This is a genomic window from Elizabethkingia bruuniana, assembly GCF_002024805.1.
Classification (GTDB): Bacteria; Bacteroidota; Bacteroidia; order Flavobacteriales; family Weeksellaceae; genus Elizabethkingia; species Elizabethkingia bruuniana.
The window spans coordinates 618,886-640,573 of record NZ_CP014337.1 but is presented as its reverse complement, the minus strand read 5'-3'; the positions used below and the strand labels follow the sequence as shown (position 1 = coordinate 640,573).

Here is a 21,688-nt window from a genome sequence, read left to right as displayed (position 1 = left end):
TTATATCGTTTTATTAGAAATATCATCCCTGATAATAGACTCTACTCTACCCATTATAATTACAACATCATCATCTGAAACTTTTATTTCAGGAAAATCTTTGTTATCTGGCACCAACTGATTATTATTCAAATCAAGTCTTTTAGTAGTAAACTTTGAATTGTTAAATGACACCACTGCAAAATCACCATGTTTAGCCTCTTTATCTGCTCTTATAATAAGTATATCCCCTTCCATTATAGTTGGATGATTTGATCTTCCTTTAGCCTTTGCGAAGTAAGTACTTTCCGGCTTACTAAGATATCTTTCGTCCAAACTTAATTTTTCACCTTCAAAGTCTTCTGCAGGTGATGGAAATCCATTTTGTACACTCGGAAATAATGGTGCATATTTTTTAATTGCATCATCCTTGATATTGATAAGTTCAATATCTTCAAATTCTATTTTATTATGTAGTGGTACTATTTTCATTATTCTACTTCTATCAGTTCCTCCCATTTAGTAGTGTATCTGGGTGAAAGTTTCTCTTGTTTCATTTTTTCACGTCTTCCAAAGTCTTGAGAGGCAAGTTTTACAATTGGATTCGGAAGTGCTTTATTAATCTTATCCAAAGCTTTCATGAGTTCACCATGTCTCGAATCTTCATTATCAAAAAGATTAAATTGCCTGAACGGAACCGGACTTATCTTACCTACTATAACTCCGGCTTTTTTATACGCAAATCCATCAATAAATATTTGATTAAGTGCATTAATAGCATATTTTGAAATTGTAATACTCGAATTAGTCGGCTGGGGAATTCTTACCCGGATTGAGTTAGAATATTGCTTCTGGTCCTTCCTGAAGAAATTAGTATGTATAAATACAGTAACCTCGGAACAATAAGAACCTTCTTTGCGCAATTTTTCGGCACAACGTGATGCGAATGTAGAAACCCGTTCTTTTATTACATCCTGCTCTCTGTAATTTTTATCAAAACTTCGAGTAGTAGCAATAGCCTTTTTACGTTTCTTTTCTTCAAGTTCTATATACTCCTCCCCCAGAAGTTCTTTTTTCAAGCGCAATCCAACTACACTCATTTCCTTTTTTACATAGTAGTCTGGAAGCTGAGTAAATTGATACGCATTTGCAACTCCTTGAAGAGATAGTTTTTTAGAAAATTGCCTGCCTATTCCCCAAACATCCTCTATTTTCAACCACTTTAAAGCTTTGATACGCTTTTCTTCAGAATCAATAATATAAACACCTTGTGTAAAATCTGGAAATTTCTTCGCAATTCTATTTGCAACTTTAGCAAGTGCTTTTGTTGGGGCATAACCTATCGAAACAGGAATTCTGGTATTTACAAGAACATCGGACTTCATTTTCAATCCATACTTATGAAGATCATATTTTTCAAAACCATTGAATTTTAAAAATATCTCATCTATTGAATATACTTCAACATCTGGAGTATACTCAGAAAGTATCTTCATTACTCTTTTACTCATGTCTCCATAAAGGGCAAAATTTGTAGAAAAAACTTTCACATCATTATCCTTGAATAATTTTTCATATTCAAATGCTGCAGCTCCCATTGGAATACCTAATGCTTTTGCTTCATTAGAACGAGCAATAGCGCATCCATCATTATTAGATAGCACAACAACAGGCTTTCCATTTAACAATGGATCAAATGACCTTTCACAAGAAGCATAAAAATTATTACAATCTACCAGAGCATACATAACGCAAAATTATGCTCTTATTTTATCATTTTGAAAACAATATTTTAATACAATTAAAATCAAACTAATATTTAACACATTATATATTATAATATTAAATATAATGTTGTTTAAAAAATAAAATTGTTCCGATTCTTCGGAACACAATACCGTAAGAAAAAGAAAAACCCCGAGGTTAGTCGGGGTGTAATATTCTGATCAGATTAGAAAAGCTATTTTAACTCTTCAGCAATCATTACTTTTTCGTTAATGATATTTTCTTTTATTTTTTTTGCTAATTCAGAAGATGAGTTAAAGGAAAAATAAAAGTCATAAGATCCTCCTATTATTCCTTTTTCTGGTATATATATAAAACGGTCAATACCTCGATACGTACTATAATAATCAGCCGTCCTATAGTTGTCTAATGTCCAAAATTGATATGCATTATTTCCATTTAAAGTATAAATTTTTGATAAATAATTCCTTGCGTAAATAGGAAATGAAAATGAATAATCTGTTTCATAGGGACTCAATGGAAACCCCCTATCAGGTATTTGCTCACGATAACTTTTCTCCATTTCCTTTATTGTAACTATAGGTCCATTAATGTCTATTGTTCCATAGGCAGGTATAAAGGGAAATTTATAGCTTTTTACATAAAAGTATTCTATTAAAGTCATTTTTGGTACATAGTATTCTCCATCTATCTTCTTAACTAATCCATATTTTAAGGTTTTCTTTTCAGAAATATTATTCAGATACCTTTCCATAATAAATTCTTTAAGTTGTGGTCTGGTTAAAATGTCTTTTTTTATAGCATTTATATCGATTTTTATCCAGTTTTCATTGCCTTTAATATCTGGTAAGGCTGATATTAATAATACTGCATTATTATATAAAACATTATAAATCTCCACACTTTTATCAAATCCATAAAGTTCTTTTGTATTTAAGGTAAATTTATTAATTACATTATCCCCATATACATTTTTAAGACTATCTAATACAATATAATTTGTATAATATGTCTTTTTATTATCCTTCTGTGCAAAAAAACTATTTGACAGAATTATCAAAAAGACAGTTAATAAAAGTTTCATATTTATTCTCATCTTAAATAATATTTTAATTGTTATTGCATCTTTGTCCCAATGCAGCTGTGGAACCATCTTTTTCATGTTGGTTAATTTTATCATATCCTTTTGGCATAGAGCTATCATCTAATATACCTCCCATAGCTAAAGCCTCAGCTCTGTCAGATGGATATTTTGGATTGTATTGAAGAATGGCATTCTTTAATCCACTGATAAATGGTCCCATACGGTTATGATTTTGATCAGTTCCAATAAATTTAAATTTCTTTGAAACACTTCCGTCTTTGAATGTAATATCATAGCTTTCCATAGCTGGATATTTTGAATAGAAGCTACTAGATCCTAGATTTGTCCATTCATATAATAAATAAGCATGAAGTACTTCATGATACATTGTTGCTAAGATAAATTCTTTTGTTGCTGTAGATAACATTCCGCTATCAAGAGTAATCGTTGCATTAAAATAATTTTTATCTCCTATCATATTTGTTCTGCCATCATGTTGTCCTAAATCACCTGTTTTAAAAGTAACATTAATTTTATTACTAACACCAAAGGTTTCCACTAATAATTTAGCAATATTATTGTCCAAATATGGTAAGTCTTGAGCTATCGCAAAAGCACAAGGATATTTCTGTAAATCTGTAATGTCTATTTTATCAGCCTCGTCTATGGGTGGCGTGCTTTCACCGCCTCCTCCAGGATTTAAACGAATACATTGTTCAATTCCAGTACAATCAACTGCTCCATCACCTCCCATACCTGGCTCTCCTTCTCCTGGCATGCCAGGTCTAATGTTATTGCCTCTACTTACTGTTATTACAACTTCCTTAATGAGTGTTTCACCTCCAGCTATTGGTTTTATACTAGCATTAAGATTCAGTTTGTTCGATTGACTCAGGTATTTATCTAAAGCTTCTTGAAAAGATGTCCCATACTCTTTGTAAATAGAGGTTTGATTGTTATATGTAAAGAATTTTACTAAGGTTTCTTTGTCTGTAAGAAGCATTACCACAAGCTCTTTAACTTTTGTCCCTTGGACTCTTGGATAGACAACCCATTTATCACCATTCTTTTCTTCTATTGTTTCAGAACGAATATTAAACTCTACATAAATATCCTTTTTGCCTGATGTAAGAACAATTTGTCTTTTACCAGCACTGGCAGTAAGATTATTTATTACAAGATTGTTATTGATCCCAGATAAATTAGTGTTCTTTTTCTCATCATATTTCTTCATTACCAAAGCAAATCCATCAGCATAATTGACAGGCTTCCAATCCTTCGGAACAAAAACAGCAAAACGTTTGTCTTCTATTTGTTTTTGAGTTATTGCTCCATCTTCTGAACGACAGGAAGATAATAGAGATAAAATTAGAAGTCCCCATAATGCAGGATAAAATAAATGTTTTTTCATATTTGTTAAATTTTGTTTTTTCGGTTCGTTAAACTTAAAAATAATTTTTCACATATTTATTTAACATATTTTATTTTCTATTACGGGGAACCATAATGAAGTGTAAAAAGTTTAATTATTTTGATTTAAGGCAAAGAAAAAGCCTCCATTGGGAGGCAAATGCTATCACTTGAAAATAATAAGTTAAGTTGCAGATATTGAAATCATTTTCCAAAAAATATCATCTCCATGGGACTCTAATTTTTGATTAATAATAGTTGTATATATATCATCTGAATCAATTGGACTATATTCTATTACTACATCATATACTAAATCGGTTTTGTCGGTTTTAGATTTATCTGTAATACTTATAAAATGATCATTATTATATTCTATCTTATTAATAACTTTATCATCAGGAAAATAAATTAATTGAGAAGGTAATGGTATAACTGCGGCAACTTCCTTTGATCCATTTGTTTTATCAGTGAAGTTGAATTCAAAATTAAAATTAATAATTTTTGCGGGGGCATTCTTAGTTCTTATTATAAAAGCATTTAGTTCTGGAACAACCTTGTTTTTTTCGTTAGTGACCGACGAATTCTCTATAGTCAAGAAAGGCCTTACATTTCGCTTATTAGAATTTTTTAATTCTTTTAATGAATTATTAGATATTCTTGTAGTAATAATATTATATACCAAGGTACAAACGAGAGCTGCTATACTAATAAAAAGAGGATAATTACTTGATACTTGTTCGTTCTGAACAATATTAGTACATAGAATTGTGTAGATTTGTTGCATATTTTTTCCTCAAATCTAGAATATTTTTAATAAAAATCCCAACAATTCGTGCTGGGATAAAAACATCTCAATTTTTTAAGTTAATACTATGCTGCTTTCAGCTTGTTGTAATAGTTTAGAACGGTAGAATATCCCTCAGGAACGCCAGATTTTATACCGGCCATTATTCTACGAGCTGTAATTAAACTACCGGCATCACCCATTTTAGTTTTATTCCAATAATCAAGAGCTGTCAACAGAGCATATTCTTTTGTAGCTAATAGATCCGGATTACTGACAAAATCAACTCCTATTCTTTTAGAAATAGCAGAATATGCAAATTTACCTGTAATCTGAATAAATCCACGGCCCCGGAACTTATAACCATCACCATCTCTATCATTACCCAGTCCAAGATTTGGAAAAATACGGCTGTCATATACTAGATTACCCAGTTTAGCAGGACTCCTCAGGTATTCTGCCGGATTATAGTTCTTTCTAACAAAAGCACGGGGAAACACCTTTATTAATTGTGCAGTTGTTGTATAATTCATATTTTCTACAAATAGCTTAAATCCTCCTGTTTCATTTAAGACATTAGCAAAAAAAATGTATATGTTTTCATCAGTTGTAATTCTTCCATATTTGGCAAGAACTTCACCTACATTTTCAGGAACCATAGCTATATTAGCTCCTACAGCTTTTAATTTTCTTAAGATTAATTCATTCGTCATGGTTAGTTATTATTTCTTTATTCTCATTAAGTTTATATCAGCTCCTACCTTGAAGTATTTCATCATTTGACCATTGTTAAACTGCCATATAAGGCCAGTGCCTACATTCGGGCTGACGAATCCATCAGGGTTAAGTCTAAGCAGTACACCGGAAGAAAAACTATTTTGATCAGGATTTTTAATACCAAACTGAATCTGGTTTTCCAGCACCAATTGAAGTCGATCCCGTTGCGGTTCTACGAACTTTTTGAAATGCTCAATATCTGTTGGTCTAAAATTCGGATCTGGGCTGCTAAAATCTAAAACTGTTTCAGGTTTTTGCCAAAGGAATATTTTATTCTTCTTCTCTACCTTAGCATAATTAAACTCCGCATTATACTGATAATCCGCCTCAGACTTTCCGTCTTGGTTCTGCCTTGATACTATCTTTAAATATTTATTCTGATATGTAATAGTTACAATCTTATTGTCAATTTTCACATCTGCAGAAGGAAGAGTCCCGGATATAACAGCTTTGACTTTGGTAAATTCTTGCAAATCCTCAGATTTTGCATTTAATGCTTTCAAAGTTTTTTCCTGAATTTGCTGCTTAGTGGATTGGGTTACAGTATTTTCGTAATTCAATGATGATTTTTCTGTCATCTGAATATGATTTATTCCATCTTGGTCGGTATACTTCTTTTTAGGTATAGTTTCTGATAACGGCTTATCTTTGTACTTTAATAGTTCTGCATACTCTTTTTCCTTACTTGTGGGATTGAACCACCCATAAAAGGTATTAGCAATTAATACAATACATGCAAGTGCTAATATTCCGATAATTGTGTTTCTAGTTCTCATGGTTACTTAATGTTTTAAGATGTTGTTGATAAGCGGTTGTGCTTTTTTTATGTAATCGTTATCAAGGCTATCATTTATTTTAGCTGAGTCTTTTTGTTTTCTCAGAGCCTGATTTTTCTTCTCAATGATATTATTCTTTTCAAGGAGACTGTAGACGAGATATTTATTCTCGTCAATACAGTCTTTTTTTTCAGTGGTAATTTCCTCTATTCTATCCTCATAAGTCCCTTTGATCACATAATAGCAAACGATAACCACAACAACCATCAAAGTTGCCATTGTTGGAATAGGTCTTCTCTGAAAGTTGCCAATTAGTTTTTCAATTGCGGTAATTTTTGTTTGCATTTGGTTCTTTAGTTTTTTGTGATTTGATTTTTACTGAGCAGGAGTGGTAAGCTCCGCAACGATAGCTTTGCATTCAGCAAGGATGCTTTCTTTTAATGCTTCGTCTCCAGGCTTTGTTCCTACCGTCTTGCTATCGAAAGTGTCGTTCTCTGGATAATAGCTACCTGTGATAGCATTATTACCATTAAATTCCTGATCTCCTGCTTTACCCCGCTGCACTGTGAATCCAATTAAGTATGGAGCTTTTTGAGGACTTACATTATAACTGTAATTAAATGTCACGGTATTACCGGAAATAATAGCTTTTGACTGGATTTGACGATTGTCTGAAATAATTGTTCTTGCAGTGTTTTCTGTGTTTGTGGTTGTTCCCATTGTATTTAGTTTTGTTTGTTATTTTTGTTGGAAAATAAAACCTGTGGTATCTACAGCAGTGTAGCCAGCCTGTGCGGGTTTCCCTTCCGATACTCTCATTATATTTACTATTTTTTTGGTAGGATCAATACCGTCTGTGTCCATATTGCCTAACTGTTCAATACAATACCATCCATCAGGTATATTATCAAACATATTTTTAGAATTCTTATATCCATTGTATTGTTTGTTGCCTTCAGAGTATATATTTCGACCTGCATCATACAGATATGAATCTTTATTACCAATCAACTCAAACCTAGTAGGGTTGTTAGTGTATTGCCACATATTGTTACGAATTCGATCATGGAAATATGTAAAATCACTTGTTGCAGAGTTGGAAGAAAGGTCAACAAGCCTATATAGCATGAAGCTTTCAGAAATTTCTGAAACAAAATAAATCCCATTCTGTCCAATTTGATATACGAGTAACCCGTTATTATACCATTCTTCTGTTATCCTTCCATTTATAATTCCCGTACGCTTTGCCAGAATACCAGATGTATTGTACAGCTCATCTATGTAGTTGCCATTTATAACTCCACGTCTCCTTATCATTACACCGTTAAGAAATTGGTATTCCACTCCATAATCGTCAATATACCAAGGAGCCGTATTTTTTCCTGCATACGCTGAGCCTGCATATAGTCGCACAGATTGTCTACCTCTATCTGTAACCCCTGAAATTCCTGCATTTGCCCCAACTACATCACCAACTTCTAGCGTTCCAGTTGCAATAACATTATTGTTAATAGTAGTACTTAAGAATGATACTTTTTGACTTGTTATATTAGAAGTAGCAAGCGCATTGTCTGCCTGTGCTTTTGCCAAAGCTGTCTGCTGTTCATTTTGCTTGATTTTATTATCAACATCCTCCGGCGCAGGTGTCCAGTCTGTAGACTTGTTACCACTTTCCAACTGTAGCCATGATATTTCAATTCTGCCTGTTAAAAAGGTCATGTATAATTTTTCAAAATTGCCACTGTTAGTAAATTGATGTGTAACAATAGTTTCTGTTGTTATGTTAGAAGTATTTGGTATTTCCTCGTAACCTGTACCATTGTAAAACCTAATATTTCGACCATCGCCTTGTCCTTCAAGTCTTTTAATTTTAAAGGATAGAATGAGTAACCCTTGTTGAACATTGGAAGTATTCCACTTGCAATATTCAGTTGCATTGGTCAATTGAAATCCCCCAGCTTCCAATTGTAATGATGCCCCACCGCCCATTTCTACAGGCACATTTTTAGATTGTAGTATTAAATTACGACCACCAATTTCTATATTGTTAACTAATATCTGTGCATGCTGTTTAGCTGACTCCATTTTTGCTGTTGCATCTGCTATTGCTCTGGCTTCTTCTGCGTCTACTATACCATCAGCATAAGCAGCAGCAGCAATTTTAGCCAGATTATCTTGTGCATCTGAATAAGCTTTCGATGCTACAATACTTTCTGCTTTTGATTGATCTATATTAACCTGTACCTGTCCAAGTGCCGGGCTATCGTTCGTAAAAGTTACTTTACCGATAATTTCGCCTTTGTCTAAGTCAATGATTAATCTCCTGTTAACAGAAGCAATTTCCCCAGCTGTAATTTGTCGTCCATTAACCTGAGAAACCCCATAGTTAGCATCAAAGATTCTGAAACCATTTGACGGTGAATAAAGGTTTCCGATTAGAAAGTGATAATAATTTGGCTGCGAATCAAAAACAATTCTGTCTGGAGTTATAACGAACGTTCCGTAATCTCCGTTGATGTCACATTTAGCATATACATAATAACCCTGATTAAGCAGATTGCTTACTGTTAATGCTGAAAGATTCCATACTCGCTCTGCACCGGAACTTGTTTTAATACCAAAGTGCACAAGTCTACCTGCTGTTGCCCGGAATGAATTTGGATCACTTCCTAAATTAGGAGTGAAAACAACTTCTTCCAGTTGGAACCAACGAGATTTTGATCCGGAAGAAAGCATACCAACGTCAATTGTATCAGCTTTTATGTGACTTCCGTCCATTTTTCCGTCTGCATCAAAATACATTGAAAAACGGTCTTCTACACGTCTATATCCATCCAGATAACTTTGGCGGTTAATGACTTTCTGAGAAGCAATTTCTTTCTGAAGGTCTTTAATATTATTGACAATCTCCTTTACAAGTGATATTTCATAAGAATCTGCAACATCAAAAGAAGTATAAGTGTCTGTTAACAGGTCTTTCTTCAATGAGATTATCCGCGAAGCTTTATCAATCCCAAAATCAGCATCTTTTATAGGAAGCAAATCACCAATTCCGATTTCTCCTTTATCTTGAAGAAATAACGGATCAACGTTAAGCGTATATTTTACATTGTTTTGAGATACTTTCTGGTACTCCTTTACAGTTTCGTCATATAACTTCTGTTCAGCATTAGTAATATATTGATCAGGCATCATAATGTCTATAAGCGTAAATTCATCACCAGCAGCAAACTTGAATACTGTTGTATTGTCTGGAAATTTTTGTCCTCGTTCGTCCGCAAACTGCTTTAATTTGAATGTTTTTGTAGAGTGGATATAATCCACCACTTCAAAGTCGTAGCCTGCCAAATCGCCCTTTGTAACACTTATTTTGGCAGGAGTTCCGGCAATAAGATATTTAGTTGATCTATCAGCTTTTTTTTCTTTAAGATCAAAATCCATATTAGAGACTGAAATTTCCTGAACACCATTTGCAAGTGATCTAACACCCGAAACTTTACCTTTGAAAGTTGGCTTTATATCTGGCGTGAAAACATCTTCTACATATCCAAATAGGTCAATAGCTGCTTGATTGGAAATGTAATCACCAACAGCAACAGGCATACGTAGTCGTGGAGAATATCCGCGGTAATCTACTGGAATATTCTGAGAACTTCCATAGGCATAGAGAACGGTAACAACTTCTGAATCATTAGCCCTTGCGCGGGATAGATCATACAAACCGTTACCCATACCATATTCAACAGTAAACGGTAAGGTTTTTCCGATTTTCTCTCTAATGTTTAGTGTGAATTTTCCTCCGGCTTCTACAATATCAAATTCAACATTGAATTCTTGGCAAATCCTCTGAAGAACCGCAAGGCAATTCTCATTATTGAAAGTAAGGGTTTTGGTTTCTGTATTGGAAGGGAAACTTCCTAGAATCCACTGATTATCTTTCTTGTTAGCATTATTGATGAGCAGGTATAAAAATTCATTTATCTCTCCGGTTAAAGGAAACTCATTAGTTGTTTTATTTCCTTGGGAATCCAAATTGAATACTTTCAACTTTCTCAATAGGAACGCAGGACCTTCAAAGCGAAGTTCATACGAAAACTGATCTTCAGCAAGCTTTTTAACAGGTGGAAGCATGTTAAGAAAAAAAGTCCTTCCTTCAGCTGTAACCTTATCACCAATATTTAAATCTAATGGATTAGCACATTCAACCGAAATATCAACATAGTCGTCTGACATCAGTGTACGGGAAAGCTCAGCCTTAGTAACTGATCTAAAAGGCTTATAATTGAACAGATCAATTGTAGTATTTTTTTTCTTTATTACAATTTCTCCCATAATATCTGTGCATTTGTGTTTAGGTTGGTTATTTCGTCTATGTTTCCGGCAATTGATATATAATGTTGCTCTTCTGGCGCAGGTGTCCAGTCTGTAGACATATTACCACTTTCCAACTGCATCCATGAAATTTCGATTCTACCTGTTAACCAAGTCATGTATAAACCTTGAATATTTCCAGAATTTCTGAAACTATGTGTAACAATAGTTTCTGTTGTTATGTTAGAAGTATTTGGTATCTCTTCATAGCCTGTACCATTGTAAAACCTAATATTGCGACCGTCTCCCTGACCTTCAATTCTTTTAATCTTAAACGACAGAGTGAGTAACCCTTGTTGAACATTTGAAGTATTCCACTTGCAAAACTCTATTGCATTTGTCAATTGAAAGCCACCTGCTTCTAACTGTAATGAAGCTCCACCGCCCATTTCTACAGGCACATTTTTAGATTGTAGTATTAAATTCCTTCCTAAATAATTGCCTACAATATCTCTTACAGGTACATTAGTATTAATACTCACATCTCCTTTTGCTTGTTGTGATTTACCATCGATGTTTATTATTACAGAGCTTGGAGTATTGAATGAAAGTTGCAGATTTGTGGACTCAGAATAAAGTACTTTTTTTATTGGTTCTGGCTCTAATAGTTTTATTGTAAATGTTCCAAAGTTTTGACCTTCTTGTTTAACCTCATTCAATACAGTTTTATCCGAAAGAATAATATCATATACTCTTTGCCTGAAAGAGAACACCTCTACAATAAGACGTTGTGTTCCTATTTTTGAGAATTCAGATGTAAACAAATTAAATTGGTTTACCATTAAATCCCAATCATTCCCAACTATAAAACAATCTAATTCTATTATACGCTCTTCATACTTGGGTTTCGAATTCAAATTATATTGTCTTCCATTTCTACCTGGCCAATTATAACTTTGACGTTCTTTTTGCTTTAGATCATCACCTAATCCCCTTGAAGAAGAAACTTTAATTCCAAAACTCTCAAAGTTTTTACCATTTATGGACCAGTTTATTTTTCCCATGATCTCTGATGTATTATTGCGTTTCCTTTAACAGTTCCTCCGTATTGGAATACGGTTACTTTTGCGTTTTCTTCAGCTTCAATTTCGACAGTAACTCCGTCGGCGATTGTCACATAAACAATTGAATTGTCTTTTGCTGTTATTTTAACATGTGATTTGTGCCGGATGTATATTTCTCCTATGTTGTACTCATTATACTCTAATTCAGACTCTGATTCTCCGAAAAAACCAATCTGTTTAGCGTTTTCTTTCTTTACTTTAGCATCAGTGTAAAGTCCATACAAAAAAGTTGTTTTATATTTTCTCAAAAGACCAAGTGAAGGAAAGTCATTTTCCATTGCCCAGTCAGAACCCTTGAAAAACATTTCACAGAAATCCTTCATGGTCGCTTTTGCCATATCCTCTCTCCATGGTTTACAAATACCCTTCTCAGTTGCTAATTTTATTATGTCTCTCATAATCCTATTCCTCTTAATCCGTTGTTATTTGTTATTTTGCTGTTGAGTTCAGCCATATTCTTGTCTATGCTATGTAGACGGCTGGTATTGAATTCAATCTTTGATAATTGTATAAGTGATTCACGCATTGCAGTACTACTTTTATCCTGCATTTCAAGCATCTTTCCTTGAACTATTCTCATAGCATTTAATTGTGATACTAATTGCCCTGCTTCCTCAGAAGTAATAGATTTTACAGCTCCTTCAAGTCCTTTCGGTGATGTATTAGCATCTTGGAAGAATTCTTTATACTGTTCTAAGAATTCCTGCTGGCTTTTGGTAGCATTTTTCATTCGCTCTTTGAACTCATTCATTTGCTGAGCTGTCAGAGGAGTAAATGTTCCGGTTCCATCTTTATTTATTCCAGATTTTTGAAGCATATCATCGAAAATGCTTCCCATGCTTTTTTCAAGTCGGGAACGAACCCAAGCCTTTGCCATGTTAGCAAAAACATCATTTGCTTTTTTATCAAGGGAATCAAGAGCATCCTCGCCTTTTGCCAAGGCCTCCACTAGTCCGTCGGTAAATTGACTCGCAAGATCTTTTGCATCAGTCTGAAGAAAATCTTTGGCTATACTATCAACTAAATCCTGATACTGACGATCAAGAACTTTTATCTGTTCCTGATAATCCTGCATTTTCCCTTTATCACTTTTCTTCTTGTCTCCCTCAATGCGGTACATTTCACGAAGTCTTGCCTGCTGGTCACGAATATTTTGTAAGCTTCTTTTGTTAGCATCATATTTATCCGAACCAAGGGCTTTATTAGCTGCATAGGCCAAATCTTCATAAGTAGATTTAAGTTCTTTTAATGCTCCTGCTTCTCGTTTTATAGCGCGTTCTTTTCTCTTGTCTCCTGATAAGGCACTGAATATAGAACCTATGAGCTGAACACCTGATGAAATCATTCCTGCTATATCTCCTGATGCAATGCTTTTACCCAAATCAAATGCAGCATTTCCTATAGCCATAATGTCATCTATAGCATCATTTGCAGCATCGTCAAAGCCGCCCAAAGCTTCTCCTATTTGCTTTATTCCATTCCCTACAGCGTTAAATACATTTTGACCTTTTTGCAGGTTTTCAATAAATCGTTTTTTTGCTTCAGCAGCTTTTAAGTCCGCTGCCACTCCTTTCTCTGTGGCTTTTCTTAATTTTTCTTTTGCTTTTATTGCGGCATCAGATTCTTTTCCCTCTTTTTCAACCGCTTCATTATATTCTTCCTGCGCTTGCTTTACTTCATTCTGAGTTTGTGATGAATCTTTTAAAGCTTTTTTATAACTGGAAAAATTATTTACAAGGTTTACGAACGGATTTTTATTTGCTGCACTTCTAACCCTTTCAATAGCTTTTTCTAATTCAGCGGTATCGGTAAGGGTTAAAGTTCCTTTAGATTTCTCCTTAAACTCTAAAAGTTTTTGTAAGATTCTATTTAGAGAATCGGATGTCATAAACTCCATATCTCCAAATGCTGCTTCCCATTCCTTAGACTGTTTGATAATGTCAAGCTCTAGTGCGGAATTAGCTTCTTTTTCCCCTCTGTCTATTTTTATAGCGTTTCCAGCATGTTGCTCGGAAGTTTCATTTTTATCATTTTCCTTCCTTAAATCATCAAATTCTTTAGTTATAGCCAGCTTTCTCTCTTCAAATGTCCTGTGCTCTTTTAAGAAATTTTCATAAGATGATTTTATTCTTTTCTCCTCTTCACGAGTAGCCTTTTTTACCTCTCTATTTCTATACGATATTTCTTCCTCTGTTGAATCCCCCACATCAGTTATACCATATTTTTTTAATTTAGAAATAAGCTCGGAACCCGAAAATTTAGACTTTAATACATCAATTTGGTTATTAATGCCCTCTATATATGTTTCGGCACCTTTATAGTCTTTTAAAGTATTTTTAATTAATTCTAAGTTTTGTGCCGTTTCTTTATCTGCTTTACCAGATTTAAGAAGCTTATCTATAGCAGCATCAGTTTCCTCTAAATACTGCAAAAAAGATTTATCTTTAATTTTCGGAAACATGCTATCAACATAGTCTTTTGAGTATCCCTGTTGAAGAAGTTTGTCACGGACACCAATTTGACGCTTTACTTCGTCCATTTCCTCACTGAAGGTTCTAGCTTGTGCATCAGCCTGAAGTTTTCGGACTTTTTTATTTATATCTTGAATTTGTTTTTTTGCCTCGTCAACAGAAACTACTTTTCCGGTATAATAAGGATTACCACTTTTGTCTTTATCTTTTCCATACTTGTCTAGCTTACGAAGCTTAACCATTCCGTTAACGGCTACATTGATAGCTTCATTGATGAGTTTTGCTCTTTGCTCAAGTTCTGCAATAGACCCTTTAGGAAATACTTCAGCTAATTGTTTATTATCCTTACTACTTTTGACACTAATTAAATCATTGTACCTCTTAATAAGAGCCATATTTTTCAACCACTCTTTTGATTGAGGCACTAATTCTTTATTGGCTTCTTTAAGCCTTATAACTTCCTCTTCATACCATCGTTGAGTGCCTTTTTTCGCGCCACCAGTTGCTATTTCAGGAGTAACATCATCTAAGCCTAAATAGTCGGAAACAAGTGTTTTAAATTGCGCTCTATCTTTTTTGAAACCTTCAATATATTTTTCGGCATATTTACGGCCGTCCTGCATTTTCCAGCCTCTTTTTTCAAGTTCATCAATTTGATTAATCTTTTTATTGTAGTATTTCAGATCATTTTCTTGTACTTTATTTCCTACTTTAAGTTGCTCTCTTGAATCTTTTACGGCCTCAGAATATTCACGTACGGACTTAGATAGTTTTATTAACTGATCACGCTCTTCAGCAGTTATTTTTTTATCAAAAAATGCATCTTGAACATTTCTGTAAAAATCACCTCCTTCTTTGAATTTGAAATTTTTAGATACAGTATCTATCTTTGTTTTGATAAGCGAATAGTTAAATTCATCCTTTGCATTTTTCTCTATAATATCTTTTACTGCGGCTAATTTTGCTTGTGCGGAAGCAAACGCCTGCATTTTTTTTATTACTTGATCAAATGCATCTCCCAATTTTAAGGTTGCTCTATATTGATTGTCTAAGGCCCCCCTAAATGTTGGATCAATAGCTATTAACTTATCATAAGCCTTTTTTCTATCTTCAAGCTTAGAGTTTTCACTATTAATAACAGCTATTAGATTTTGTATCTGTGCTCTTTTTTCAGAAACTCCTTTAGAAAACGTCTCAGTTAGTTGTTTCTCAATACTTTCCTGAAATTTCATTTCAGATGTAGCTTCCTTAGTAAGTCCTATAGCACGTTTTATTTCATCACCATAGACTATGTATGAAGAAACAACCAATGCAAGTGCGGCTAGAATAGCTCCATAAGGATTTGCAGAAGCTGTAAGATTAAATAATGCCTGTGCATCCGCAGCAGTTTTAATACTTCTCGCTAAACTTATCCAAGCAGATATACTTTGGCCAATAGCTACGGCTTTTTGAACTACGGCTGTTAAAATTAATGCAGCTCTATAAGCTCCATAAGTAGCTATAAGCACTTTAAGAACTTTTATTACTTCTTCGTAGTTTTCAACAAGATAAGCCAGTCCATCAATAGCATCATTTAAAATGCCTTCATTAGCTTCACCTATCTTATTTAACATCTGATCCCACGCATCCTCTAGGTTAGATATTTTACCAGATACAGAGGCTGATTGTTTTTCCATCAGGTTAAAAAACATTCCTCCTTCATTGGTTAAACTAAACAAAACATCTTTTACGTCTTTGAACCCAATTTTCCCTGCGGAAACCATAGCAGATATTTCAGATTCTGATTTCTTGAACTTTGCTGCAAGTTCAGCTACCATAGGAATACCAGCTTCAGTAAATTGTCGAAGGTCATCACCCATTAGTTTACCTTTTGCCTTTACTTGTCCATAAACAAGATTTATTCGGCTCAATGGTACGCCCAAACCAGATGCAATATTACCCATACGGGTAAGTGTGTCAACAACTTCTTTAGCAGGTATCTGAAAAGCCAACAACTGTTTAGCACCAGAAGAAACGTCTTGAAGAGAGAACGGTGTCTTAGCAGCTAGGTCAACCATTTGACCCATTAGCTGTTTCGCTTTTGCCCCATCTCCAAGCATTGTAGAAAAGGCAATTTCGGTTTTTTGAAACTCTCCACGAATATTAATAAGCTCCATAACGAAGCCTTTTAATGCATTTGCAGAGAAATACCCAGCTATTCCCAGTGACAAGTTTTTAAATGCAGAATCTATCTTACTGGTCTCTTGTTGAACAGTATTATTCAATCCTAAGATATCCTGACGCATTTCGTTTATGCCATTACGCCATTGCGTCAAGTCGATTCCTGCACCGAAGAATAAAGATCCCTGAGTATTGTTCATTACTGGTATTGCTTGAGTTTTTCTATAAGCTCATCAGGACTCTGTTCTGTGAGTTTTATAGATTTGGTATTTGTATTAGTTTTTTTATCGTCGTCTTTGTCGTAATCGTAATCCGGGCCATCTATTAGCATCCGTTGTACAATTCGCCAATCAACTTCCCAAAGCAGATATTCTAAAGACCAACTGAAATGATGACATATTTGCCCTGCATTTCCGTATATGGAATTGAGACCCTTTACTCTATCGGCTTCGCTTTGGTCGGACGGTTCCCGTTCAACAATGCGATAGAGGTCATAAAATTTTGATAATTAGAAAATTTCAGTAATTCTAAAGTGAATTCCAGAAGTTCTTCACTATTGAAAGATTTCAGAAAATGCTTCTTAATAATAGGTTCCATGAAAAACTTATACTTCAACATCCATTTCGGAAGTTCACTTTCAATAGCTATGTAAACAGCATCTACAGATAATTTTGCATTATCTCTTACCGCTTGATATTGTGCTGAAATAGTTTCGGCTAATTCTCCACTGGTTAAAGCTTCTTCATCAATTTTCATTTTTATGAAAACATCTGACAGCTTTATCATTTTGCCTAAAGTGATTTTACCTATTCTCCAGGTTCTTTTCTTACCCCAAAAGAATGTTTCAAATGCATACCCTTTTCCAAGTAACAAATTGATCTCTTCTTGTTCTAGTTCTTGATTTCCCATAGTTATAAAAAAGCCCGCCCATAATTACAGACGGGCTTTTGATTTAAAAGATTATGCTTATGGAGTTGTAGCCAGTGGATATTTAGGCATCGTGAATTTTTTAACACCTGCTTTTGTAGGAGTCATAATTTTCACAGTGACAATAATACCCATCAATGCATTTTTACCCATTGCATCGGTAAATTTTCCTGTAATTTTTGCTCTTACTACATTGAAGCCAAGCCCCATTTCTGGAACTACTTTAAAAGACTTCTCAACTGTAGCCGTTTTATCTGGTGGTTCATAACCCCCATCAGCAGTTTTGGTTCCCTTGAATATCGCAACAAGAGCATCAGCATCCGGATCCATCAATTGAAATTCAAATCCAAGGCTACCGCCTCTTGTAACTTCAAATTCCGGATCATCTGTTTCTTCTGATTTAAAAGTGGTCGTTGTACCATCTTCTGTAAGGATTTTAAAAGAACCCTCTAAGGTTTTGCCCAAAGCTTTAAATGTGGTGCCAGCACCACCATCTGCAGCAATATCAGCAAATAGAACTTCGGCAATTCCGTTATTAAATAGTCCCATTGTTATAGTTTTTTTTAGTTAAAAGCGTTCAGGATCACCCTGAAGTTTATATAGTTTGCGTTTTCTGTTGGTTCTTCCAGTTGAATATGATTTTCAACTGACAGATTGTATTTCTGGTTTGAGTAAACCTTTTCAAGTATTTCGTATACCTGAGAAGCTATTTCTTTTAGCCTTTTTTTGTTAGGAACTTGAACAATAGATCCACCATTATTTACTGAAAGATTAGGTACATAACAGTTGACATTAAAAACACCATTTTGCATTTGTGTACCAGTCATTGTAAGAGAATTGATAACGATATCCTCGGTATTTGTTGTAACTCTCTTATCGACGTATATCTTTCCGGAGATATTAGGTTTTTTAGCGTTTAAAAGCTCTAAAATCCAGTCCTTCCCATCAATTACTGTCTTCATTATAATAGTTGTCTTAATAACAAAGGAACTTGTGTATTTGCCATCTGCTCAGCACTGGTTAATACATTTTTCCCTGTAGATTCTACATAAAGAGCGTACTTCATTCCTGCTACAACGATCAAAGCAATTTCACTTTGTCTGCTTGCTAATTCTAAAGCCAGGTCTTTACCTATTTTCAACCCATCTTCTGTGGAAGTTTGCGTTTGAGCAGCAGTATTCTGAAAATTCACATCCAGTATTCTTCCATTAACAACTATTACATAGCCAATAGAATTTCTAAGGTTGGCAGTACGATCTAAGTAATTACCGTTTAGTCTAGCCTCATTAACGGCTCGCTCTCCTACATATCGGAGAACCCGTAAAAAAGAATTAGTGACATTTTCAGATGCAGCTTTGAAAACTCTATCTATATCACTCATTCTATGTTTTGGTACTAAAGCCATATCCTACAATTAAAAAAGTCTCTTCTAAAGTTTACTACCATCCCTTCCACCTTTATCAAGCCATCAGCATCTTTTACCCTAACCTTCAAGCCTTTGTTTATGTCAGCACAGCTCAGTGGCAAATAAATAATTGAGGTGTGTATATAAAATTCACTGTCCTCAGTTTGTTTCTTTTGCGTATTACCTTCATCTCTACATTTCCCCCAGTCTTTCCACTCTTCTGTACCTACTGTCCATTCTCCGGTAGTTTCATTATAAACACTTTCAGCTTTATTGAAAACTTCAAGTGTATACGGGTACTGTGGTGGAATCATAGCCATTTCTTTGTAATGTCTTTAATTGTTTGGGTTGATGTTTGGTCCGGTTTTCCAAGTCTTCTGGCTATCATTTTATAATATGCCAGCATACCATTTTTATCATAGCTTACTGAATAACCGCCTTCGCTTACACTGGTTGGAGCAAATAGGACGTCGGGGAGTATATTGTAAAATAGCTTATCTGTATTTGTATTCTCGTTGTACTCGGAATCCGGATTAATACCAGCTTTTTGCATTTCAGCCTGTAATAACCGATCGGAGTAGACAAACGACCATTGTGACATTTTTTCTTTTACGTACTCCCCGACAGTCATTATGCTAACTTAGTTTTAAGGATTAATCTCTTTTTCACACTGTTAAGTACCGGTGTAGCAAAAGCAGTAGCCTTTGTTAATACCTGCATAGGAGCAGCCTTAGCAATCGTAGAAACCAAAATGAACTCATTAGTGGTTAATTTTGAAGTTTCGTTAAGATCGATAGACGCTTCCGGTGAAATGGTATACTGAGTGTTTCCAAAGTCGGCAGTACCTGAGAAGTGAATGTTTCCTAGAATCCATCCACTCATAGAGGTAAGTGTACCGTCTTTTGCTTCATCATTCACGTATGACTCCCAGATTTCAATAACTGGTAAATTTTGCGCTTGTAAAGCAGAATTAACCTGTGCTAAAGTTGGAGTTTGTGCTAATCCTAATGCATTTTGGGCAAAAGAGGCTGTGAATTTGATTACCTTTTCAGAAGCAACCAACTGATTGAAAGTAGCTAAATCCATTACAGCTCTTAAGTATCTGAAACCTTTAGCAAGAGCTTGCTTTTGCAGCTTCTGGAACTCCTTAATAGGGTCAAAAGTTGAAGCATTAGCAGGTAAAAACCAATCGGATGTTGCATCTTGCATGGTCACACCAAAATCAATTTTAATCCCGTTCATTTCATATAAGCCCTGAGAAAGAAGAGATTTGGACATATACTCCATAGAAGCATTAACCGAATCCGTTACAAATACTGCATCATCATAGATTTTGTTGATAAGCTGTAATCTGATGTTCTTGTTGTTAGGATTTGCAGAAACTGCATTTCTTAATTCGTTAATCTTAAAAAAGTCTTTTTCAGTCTTTTTTCTACCTACTTCTACTTTAGGGATTTCACCTTTAATAGCTTCTGTATTATCTCTACCTTTTAGGATAACATCTGAATCCATTGCTACAATAGGCGCAATTACTTTAGCCCCTGTATCTCCTTCGAGATTCCCGAATGTAAGCCCGGTTTTGAATTCTGATGGAAAATAATTTTTGTACTGTAATTCGCCCAAAGGATTAGCGTTTAGGATTGCTCCTAAATCCACCTCTCTATATTCGGGCATAATTTTTTGTAATAATATATCTGACATGGTTACGTTTTTGAGGTTAAATAAACTTTAGGCTTGGAAGCTCCTTAACCAATAAGGCCGCCCCTGCTTGTTCTTTGTCTGGCAGTGCTACAATTCTCACGGTAGCGTCTATAACTACAGAGGACTGAGTAAAGTCTTCAATAGCTACATCCTGTAATACAAGACCAATTGCACCTTTAATGTTCGTAGCCGTTAAGTCAGCATTCACGATTTTAAATTTTCCATCGCTAGGAACTACAACAGCTCCCGCAGGTATAATACCGTCTGTAAATCTTGCTTTTGCATCTACATTGTCAATAATTACCCCTCCTGGATAAGTTGCCAATGTCATAGAATCAAAAACAACTTTCTGACGGCTTCCGTTAAACTTTTTAATGTTGTTCATTGTTTACGATTTTTTAGAATCAATCAATGCTTGGACATCCGGAGAGACTTCTCCTTCTTTAGTTGTTTGACCGAATAGAGGAACATCTTTAGACTTTAGCTTTTCATTGCTTGTGTCTTGCAGATACTTGTCCTCTGCTTCTTTCACAGTAGTAGCAAATGAATCTATTTCATCGTCTTTCTCAAAGGTTTTTCCTAGGTGAAGACTGTAGAATGATTCATTTACTCCTAATTCTTTGAGTTTTGAAACTAGCTTTTCTGCATTGGTTTTGTTGACCTTTTCAGCATCCAGTTGGTTTTGCTTTTCTAGAATTGCCTTGTTGGAATCTATAATAGCTTTTGCCCAAGCTGGAACTTCTTCACCACCCGTCTCTTTCTTTTCTTCACCCTCCTTTTTTTCTTCTTCCTTCTTCTCTTCGGAATTGCCTGCTTTCTTTAGGTTTGTGATTTCAGTTTGTAACGTTCGGTTTTGGTCTGCGAAAGACTGATATATTTTCATCTGTCCTTCAAACCCTGCAACAGCAGTTTCAATATCCTCTTCTTTTTCGACCGTCTTGGCTAAAGATTCAGCCGTAACTTTCAAAATTGTCTCGCTTAACCCTAAATCCTTGTATTTAGTTTTAAGTCCTGATAAGATTTTGTCAAA

General features: G+C 34.7%; 23 protein-coding genes. All 23 read right to left on the bottom strand.

Going from position 1 to position 21,688, the window contains the following annotated elements; translation table 11 throughout:
• The 23 genes from AYC65_RS03080 to AYC65_RS02970 all read right to left on the bottom strand — a co-directional run bounded on the left by AYC65_RS03080 (position 1) and on the right by AYC65_RS02970 (position 21,625).
• Positions 1 to 498, bottom strand: a complete 498-nt coding sequence (locus tag AYC65_RS03080; protein ID WP_052114686.1) for a LexA family protein — start codon at positions 496 to 498, stop codon at positions 1 to 3.
• On the bottom strand, positions 471 to 1,727 hold the full coding sequence (locus AYC65_RS03075; RefSeq protein ID WP_034869835.1) for a Y-family DNA polymerase: 1,257 nt from the start codon (positions 1,725 to 1,727) through the stop codon (positions 471 to 473). The genes AYC65_RS03080 and AYC65_RS03075 overlap by 28 nt, the downstream gene beginning before the upstream one ends.
• A 212-nt stretch (positions 1,728 to 1,939) precedes the next feature.
• Positions 1,940 to 2,887, bottom strand: a complete 948-nt coding sequence (locus AYC65_RS03070; RefSeq protein WP_052114687.1) for a hypothetical protein — start codon at positions 2,885 to 2,887, stop codon at positions 1,940 to 1,942.
• Positions 2,835 to 4,220 carry a hypothetical protein gene (locus AYC65_RS21020; RefSeq protein ID WP_234300232.1) on the bottom strand — a complete coding sequence of 462 codons (1,386 nt, stop codon included), beginning with the start codon at positions 4,218 to 4,220 and terminating at the stop codon, positions 2,835 to 2,837. Before AYC65_RS21020 ends, AYC65_RS03070 begins: the two co-directional genes overlap by 53 nt.
• A gap of 183 nt (positions 4,221 to 4,403) precedes the next feature.
• A complete protein-coding gene (locus tag AYC65_RS03060; protein WP_034869837.1) occupies positions 4,404 to 5,006 on the bottom strand; it encodes a hypothetical protein in 603 nt (200 codons plus the stop codon).
• Between the two features lie 86 nt (positions 5,007 to 5,092).
• Positions 5,093 to 5,719 (bottom strand): glycoside hydrolase family 19 protein, encoded by a 627-nt coding sequence (locus AYC65_RS03055; protein WP_052114688.1) that lies wholly within the window; start codon positions 5,717 to 5,719, stop codon positions 5,093 to 5,095.
• A 9-nt stretch (positions 5,720 to 5,728) separates the two neighbouring features.
• The gene (locus AYC65_RS03050; protein ID WP_034869838.1) at positions 5,729 to 6,559 is read right to left on the bottom strand and encodes a hypothetical protein; all 831 of its coding nucleotides are present in this window, start codon (positions 6,557 to 6,559) and stop codon (positions 5,729 to 5,731) included.
• Positions 6,560 to 6,565: 6 nt separating this feature from the next.
• Positions 6,566 to 6,904, bottom strand: a complete 339-nt coding sequence (locus AYC65_RS03045; protein ID WP_034869840.1) for a hypothetical protein — start codon at positions 6,902 to 6,904, stop codon at positions 6,566 to 6,568.
• A gap of 30 nt (positions 6,905 to 6,934) precedes the next feature.
• Entirely contained in the window at positions 6,935 to 7,279 is a 345-nt protein-coding gene (locus tag AYC65_RS03040; RefSeq protein WP_034869842.1) for a hypothetical protein, read from the bottom strand.
• Positions 7,280 to 7,297: 18 nt separating this feature from the next.
• Positions 7,298 to 10,891, bottom strand: coding sequence for a phage tail protein (locus AYC65_RS03035; protein WP_078674651.1), 3,594 nt, complete (start codon positions 10,889 to 10,891; stop codon positions 7,298 to 7,300).
• Positions 10,876 to 11,934 (bottom strand): phage tail family protein, encoded by a 1,059-nt coding sequence (locus AYC65_RS03030; protein ID WP_034871246.1) that lies wholly within the window; start codon positions 11,932 to 11,934, stop codon positions 10,876 to 10,878. The genes AYC65_RS03035 and AYC65_RS03030 overlap by 16 nt, the downstream gene beginning before the upstream one ends.
• Positions 11,922 to 12,392, bottom strand: coding sequence for a hypothetical protein (locus tag AYC65_RS03025; protein WP_131828183.1), 471 nt, complete (start codon positions 12,390 to 12,392; stop codon positions 11,922 to 11,924). Before AYC65_RS03025 ends, AYC65_RS03030 begins: the two co-directional genes overlap by 13 nt.
• On the bottom strand, positions 12,389 to 16,621 hold the full coding sequence (locus tag AYC65_RS03020; RefSeq protein ID WP_157893258.1) for a tape measure protein: 4,233 nt from the start codon (positions 16,619 to 16,621) through the stop codon (positions 12,389 to 12,391). Before AYC65_RS03020 ends, AYC65_RS03025 begins: the two co-directional genes overlap by 4 nt.
• A gap of 203 nt (positions 16,622 to 16,824) precedes the next feature.
• Positions 16,825 to 17,046 (bottom strand): hypothetical protein, encoded by a 222-nt coding sequence (locus AYC65_RS03015; protein ID WP_078674648.1) that lies wholly within the window; start codon positions 17,044 to 17,046, stop codon positions 16,825 to 16,827.
• 14 nt (positions 17,047 to 17,060) lie between these two features.
• Entirely contained in the window at positions 17,061 to 17,534 is a 474-nt protein-coding gene (locus AYC65_RS03010; protein ID WP_034871249.1) for a hypothetical protein, read from the bottom strand.
• 57 nt (positions 17,535 to 17,591) lie between these two features.
• Positions 17,592 to 18,101 (bottom strand): hypothetical protein, encoded by a 510-nt coding sequence (locus AYC65_RS03005; RefSeq protein ID WP_078674647.1) that lies wholly within the window; start codon positions 18,099 to 18,101, stop codon positions 17,592 to 17,594.
• Positions 18,102 to 18,115: 14 nt separating this feature from the next.
• Complete coding sequence (locus tag AYC65_RS03000; RefSeq protein ID WP_034871251.1) at positions 18,116 to 18,517, bottom strand: hypothetical protein; 402 nt, start codon at positions 18,515 to 18,517, stop codon at positions 18,116 to 18,118.
• Positions 18,514 to 18,933, bottom strand: coding sequence for a hypothetical protein (locus tag AYC65_RS02995; RefSeq protein ID WP_223200405.1), 420 nt, complete (start codon positions 18,931 to 18,933; stop codon positions 18,514 to 18,516). The genes AYC65_RS03000 and AYC65_RS02995 overlap by 4 nt, the downstream gene beginning before the upstream one ends.
• Before the next feature lie 14 nt (positions 18,934 to 18,947).
• Positions 18,948 to 19,271: a hypothetical protein gene (locus tag AYC65_RS02990; protein ID WP_131828182.1), complete on the bottom strand. Its 324-nt coding sequence runs from the start codon at positions 19,269 to 19,271 to the stop codon at positions 18,948 to 18,950.
• The gene (locus tag AYC65_RS02985) at positions 19,268 to 19,588 is read right to left on the bottom strand and encodes a DUF6706 family protein (protein WP_034871253.1); all 321 of its coding nucleotides are present in this window, start codon (positions 19,586 to 19,588) and stop codon (positions 19,268 to 19,270) included. Before AYC65_RS02985 ends, AYC65_RS02990 begins: the two co-directional genes overlap by 4 nt.
• Entirely contained in the window at positions 19,588 to 20,658 is a 1,071-nt protein-coding gene (locus AYC65_RS02980; RefSeq protein ID WP_034871254.1) for a major capsid protein, read from the bottom strand. The genes AYC65_RS02985 and AYC65_RS02980 overlap by 1 nt, the downstream gene beginning before the upstream one ends.
• 16 nt (positions 20,659 to 20,674) lie before the next feature.
• Complete coding sequence (locus tag AYC65_RS02975; protein ID WP_034871255.1) at positions 20,675 to 21,043, bottom strand: hypothetical protein; 369 nt, start codon at positions 21,041 to 21,043, stop codon at positions 20,675 to 20,677.
• Between the two features lie 3 nt (positions 21,044 to 21,046).
• Positions 21,047 to 21,625, bottom strand: coding sequence for a hypothetical protein (locus AYC65_RS02970; RefSeq protein ID WP_236887502.1), 579 nt, complete (start codon positions 21,623 to 21,625; stop codon positions 21,047 to 21,049).
• Positions 21,626 to 21,688 lie beyond the last annotated feature (63 nt).

Bases quoted from the DNA above. Each gene is read 5' to 3' on its own strand.
- AYC65_RS02980 (WP_034871254.1), bottom strand. From the start codon at position 20,658: ATGTCAGATATATTATTACAAAAAATTATGCCCGAATATAGAGAGGTG.
- AYC65_RS03025 (WP_131828183.1), bottom strand. From the start codon at position 12,392: ATGAGAGACATAATAAAATTAGCAACTGAGAAGGGTATTTGTAAACCA.
- AYC65_RS02990 (WP_131828182.1), bottom strand. From the start codon at position 19,271: ATGATTCCACCACAGTACCCGTATACACTTGAAGTTTTCAATAAAGCT.
- AYC65_RS03010 (WP_034871249.1), bottom strand. From the start codon at position 17,534: ATGGGAAATCAAGAACTAGAACAAGAAGAGATCAATTTGTTACTTGGA.
- AYC65_RS02995 (WP_223200405.1), bottom strand. From the start codon at position 18,933: ATGAGTGATATAGATAGAGTTTTCAAAGCTGCATCTGAAAATGTCACT.
- AYC65_RS03075 (WP_034869835.1), bottom strand. From the start codon at position 1,727: ATGTATGCTCTGGTAGATTGTAATAATTTTTATGCTTCTTGTGAAAGG.
- AYC65_RS03020 (WP_157893258.1), bottom strand. From the start codon at position 16,621: ATGGAGCTTATTAATATTCGTGGAGAGTTTCAAAAAACCGAAATTGCC.
- AYC65_RS03005 (WP_078674647.1), bottom strand. From the start codon at position 18,101: ATGGGACTATTTAATAACGGAATTGCCGAAGTTCTATTTGCTGATATT.
- AYC65_RS02985 (WP_034871253.1), bottom strand. From the start codon at position 19,588: ATGACTGTCGGGGAGTACGTAAAAGAAAAAATGTCACAATGGTCGTTT.
- AYC65_RS02975 (WP_034871255.1), bottom strand. From the start codon at position 21,043: ATGAACAACATTAAAAAGTTTAACGGAAGCCGTCAGAAAGTTGTTTTT.
- AYC65_RS03080 (WP_052114686.1), bottom strand. From the start codon at position 498: ATGGGAGGAACTGATAGAAGTAGAATAATGAAAATAGTACCACTACAT.
- AYC65_RS03040 (WP_034869842.1), bottom strand. From the start codon at position 7,279: ATGGGAACAACCACAAACACAGAAAACACTGCAAGAACAATTATTTCA.
- AYC65_RS03050 (WP_034869838.1), bottom strand. From the start codon at position 6,559: ATGAGAACTAGAAACACAATTATCGGAATATTAGCACTTGCATGTATT.
- AYC65_RS03045 (WP_034869840.1), bottom strand. From the start codon at position 6,904: ATGCAAACAAAAATTACCGCAATTGAAAAACTAATTGGCAACTTTCAG.
- AYC65_RS03035 (WP_078674651.1), bottom strand. From the start codon at position 10,891: ATGGGAGAAATTGTAATAAAGAAAAAAAATACTACAATTGATCTGTTC.
- AYC65_RS03030 (WP_034871246.1), bottom strand. From the start codon at position 11,934: ATGGGAAAAATAAACTGGTCCATAAATGGTAAAAACTTTGAGAGTTTT.
- AYC65_RS03055 (WP_052114688.1), bottom strand. From the start codon at position 5,719: ATGACGAATGAATTAATCTTAAGAAAATTAAAAGCTGTAGGAGCTAAT.
- AYC65_RS03060 (WP_034869837.1), bottom strand. From the start codon at position 5,006: ATGCAACAAATCTACACAATTCTATGTACTAATATTGTTCAGAACGAA.
- AYC65_RS03070 (WP_052114687.1), bottom strand. From the start codon at position 2,887: ATGAAAAAGATGGTTCCACAGCTGCATTGGGACAAAGATGCAATAACA.
- AYC65_RS21020 (WP_234300232.1), bottom strand. From the start codon at position 4,220: ATGAAAAAACATTTATTTTATCCTGCATTATGGGGACTTCTAATTTTA.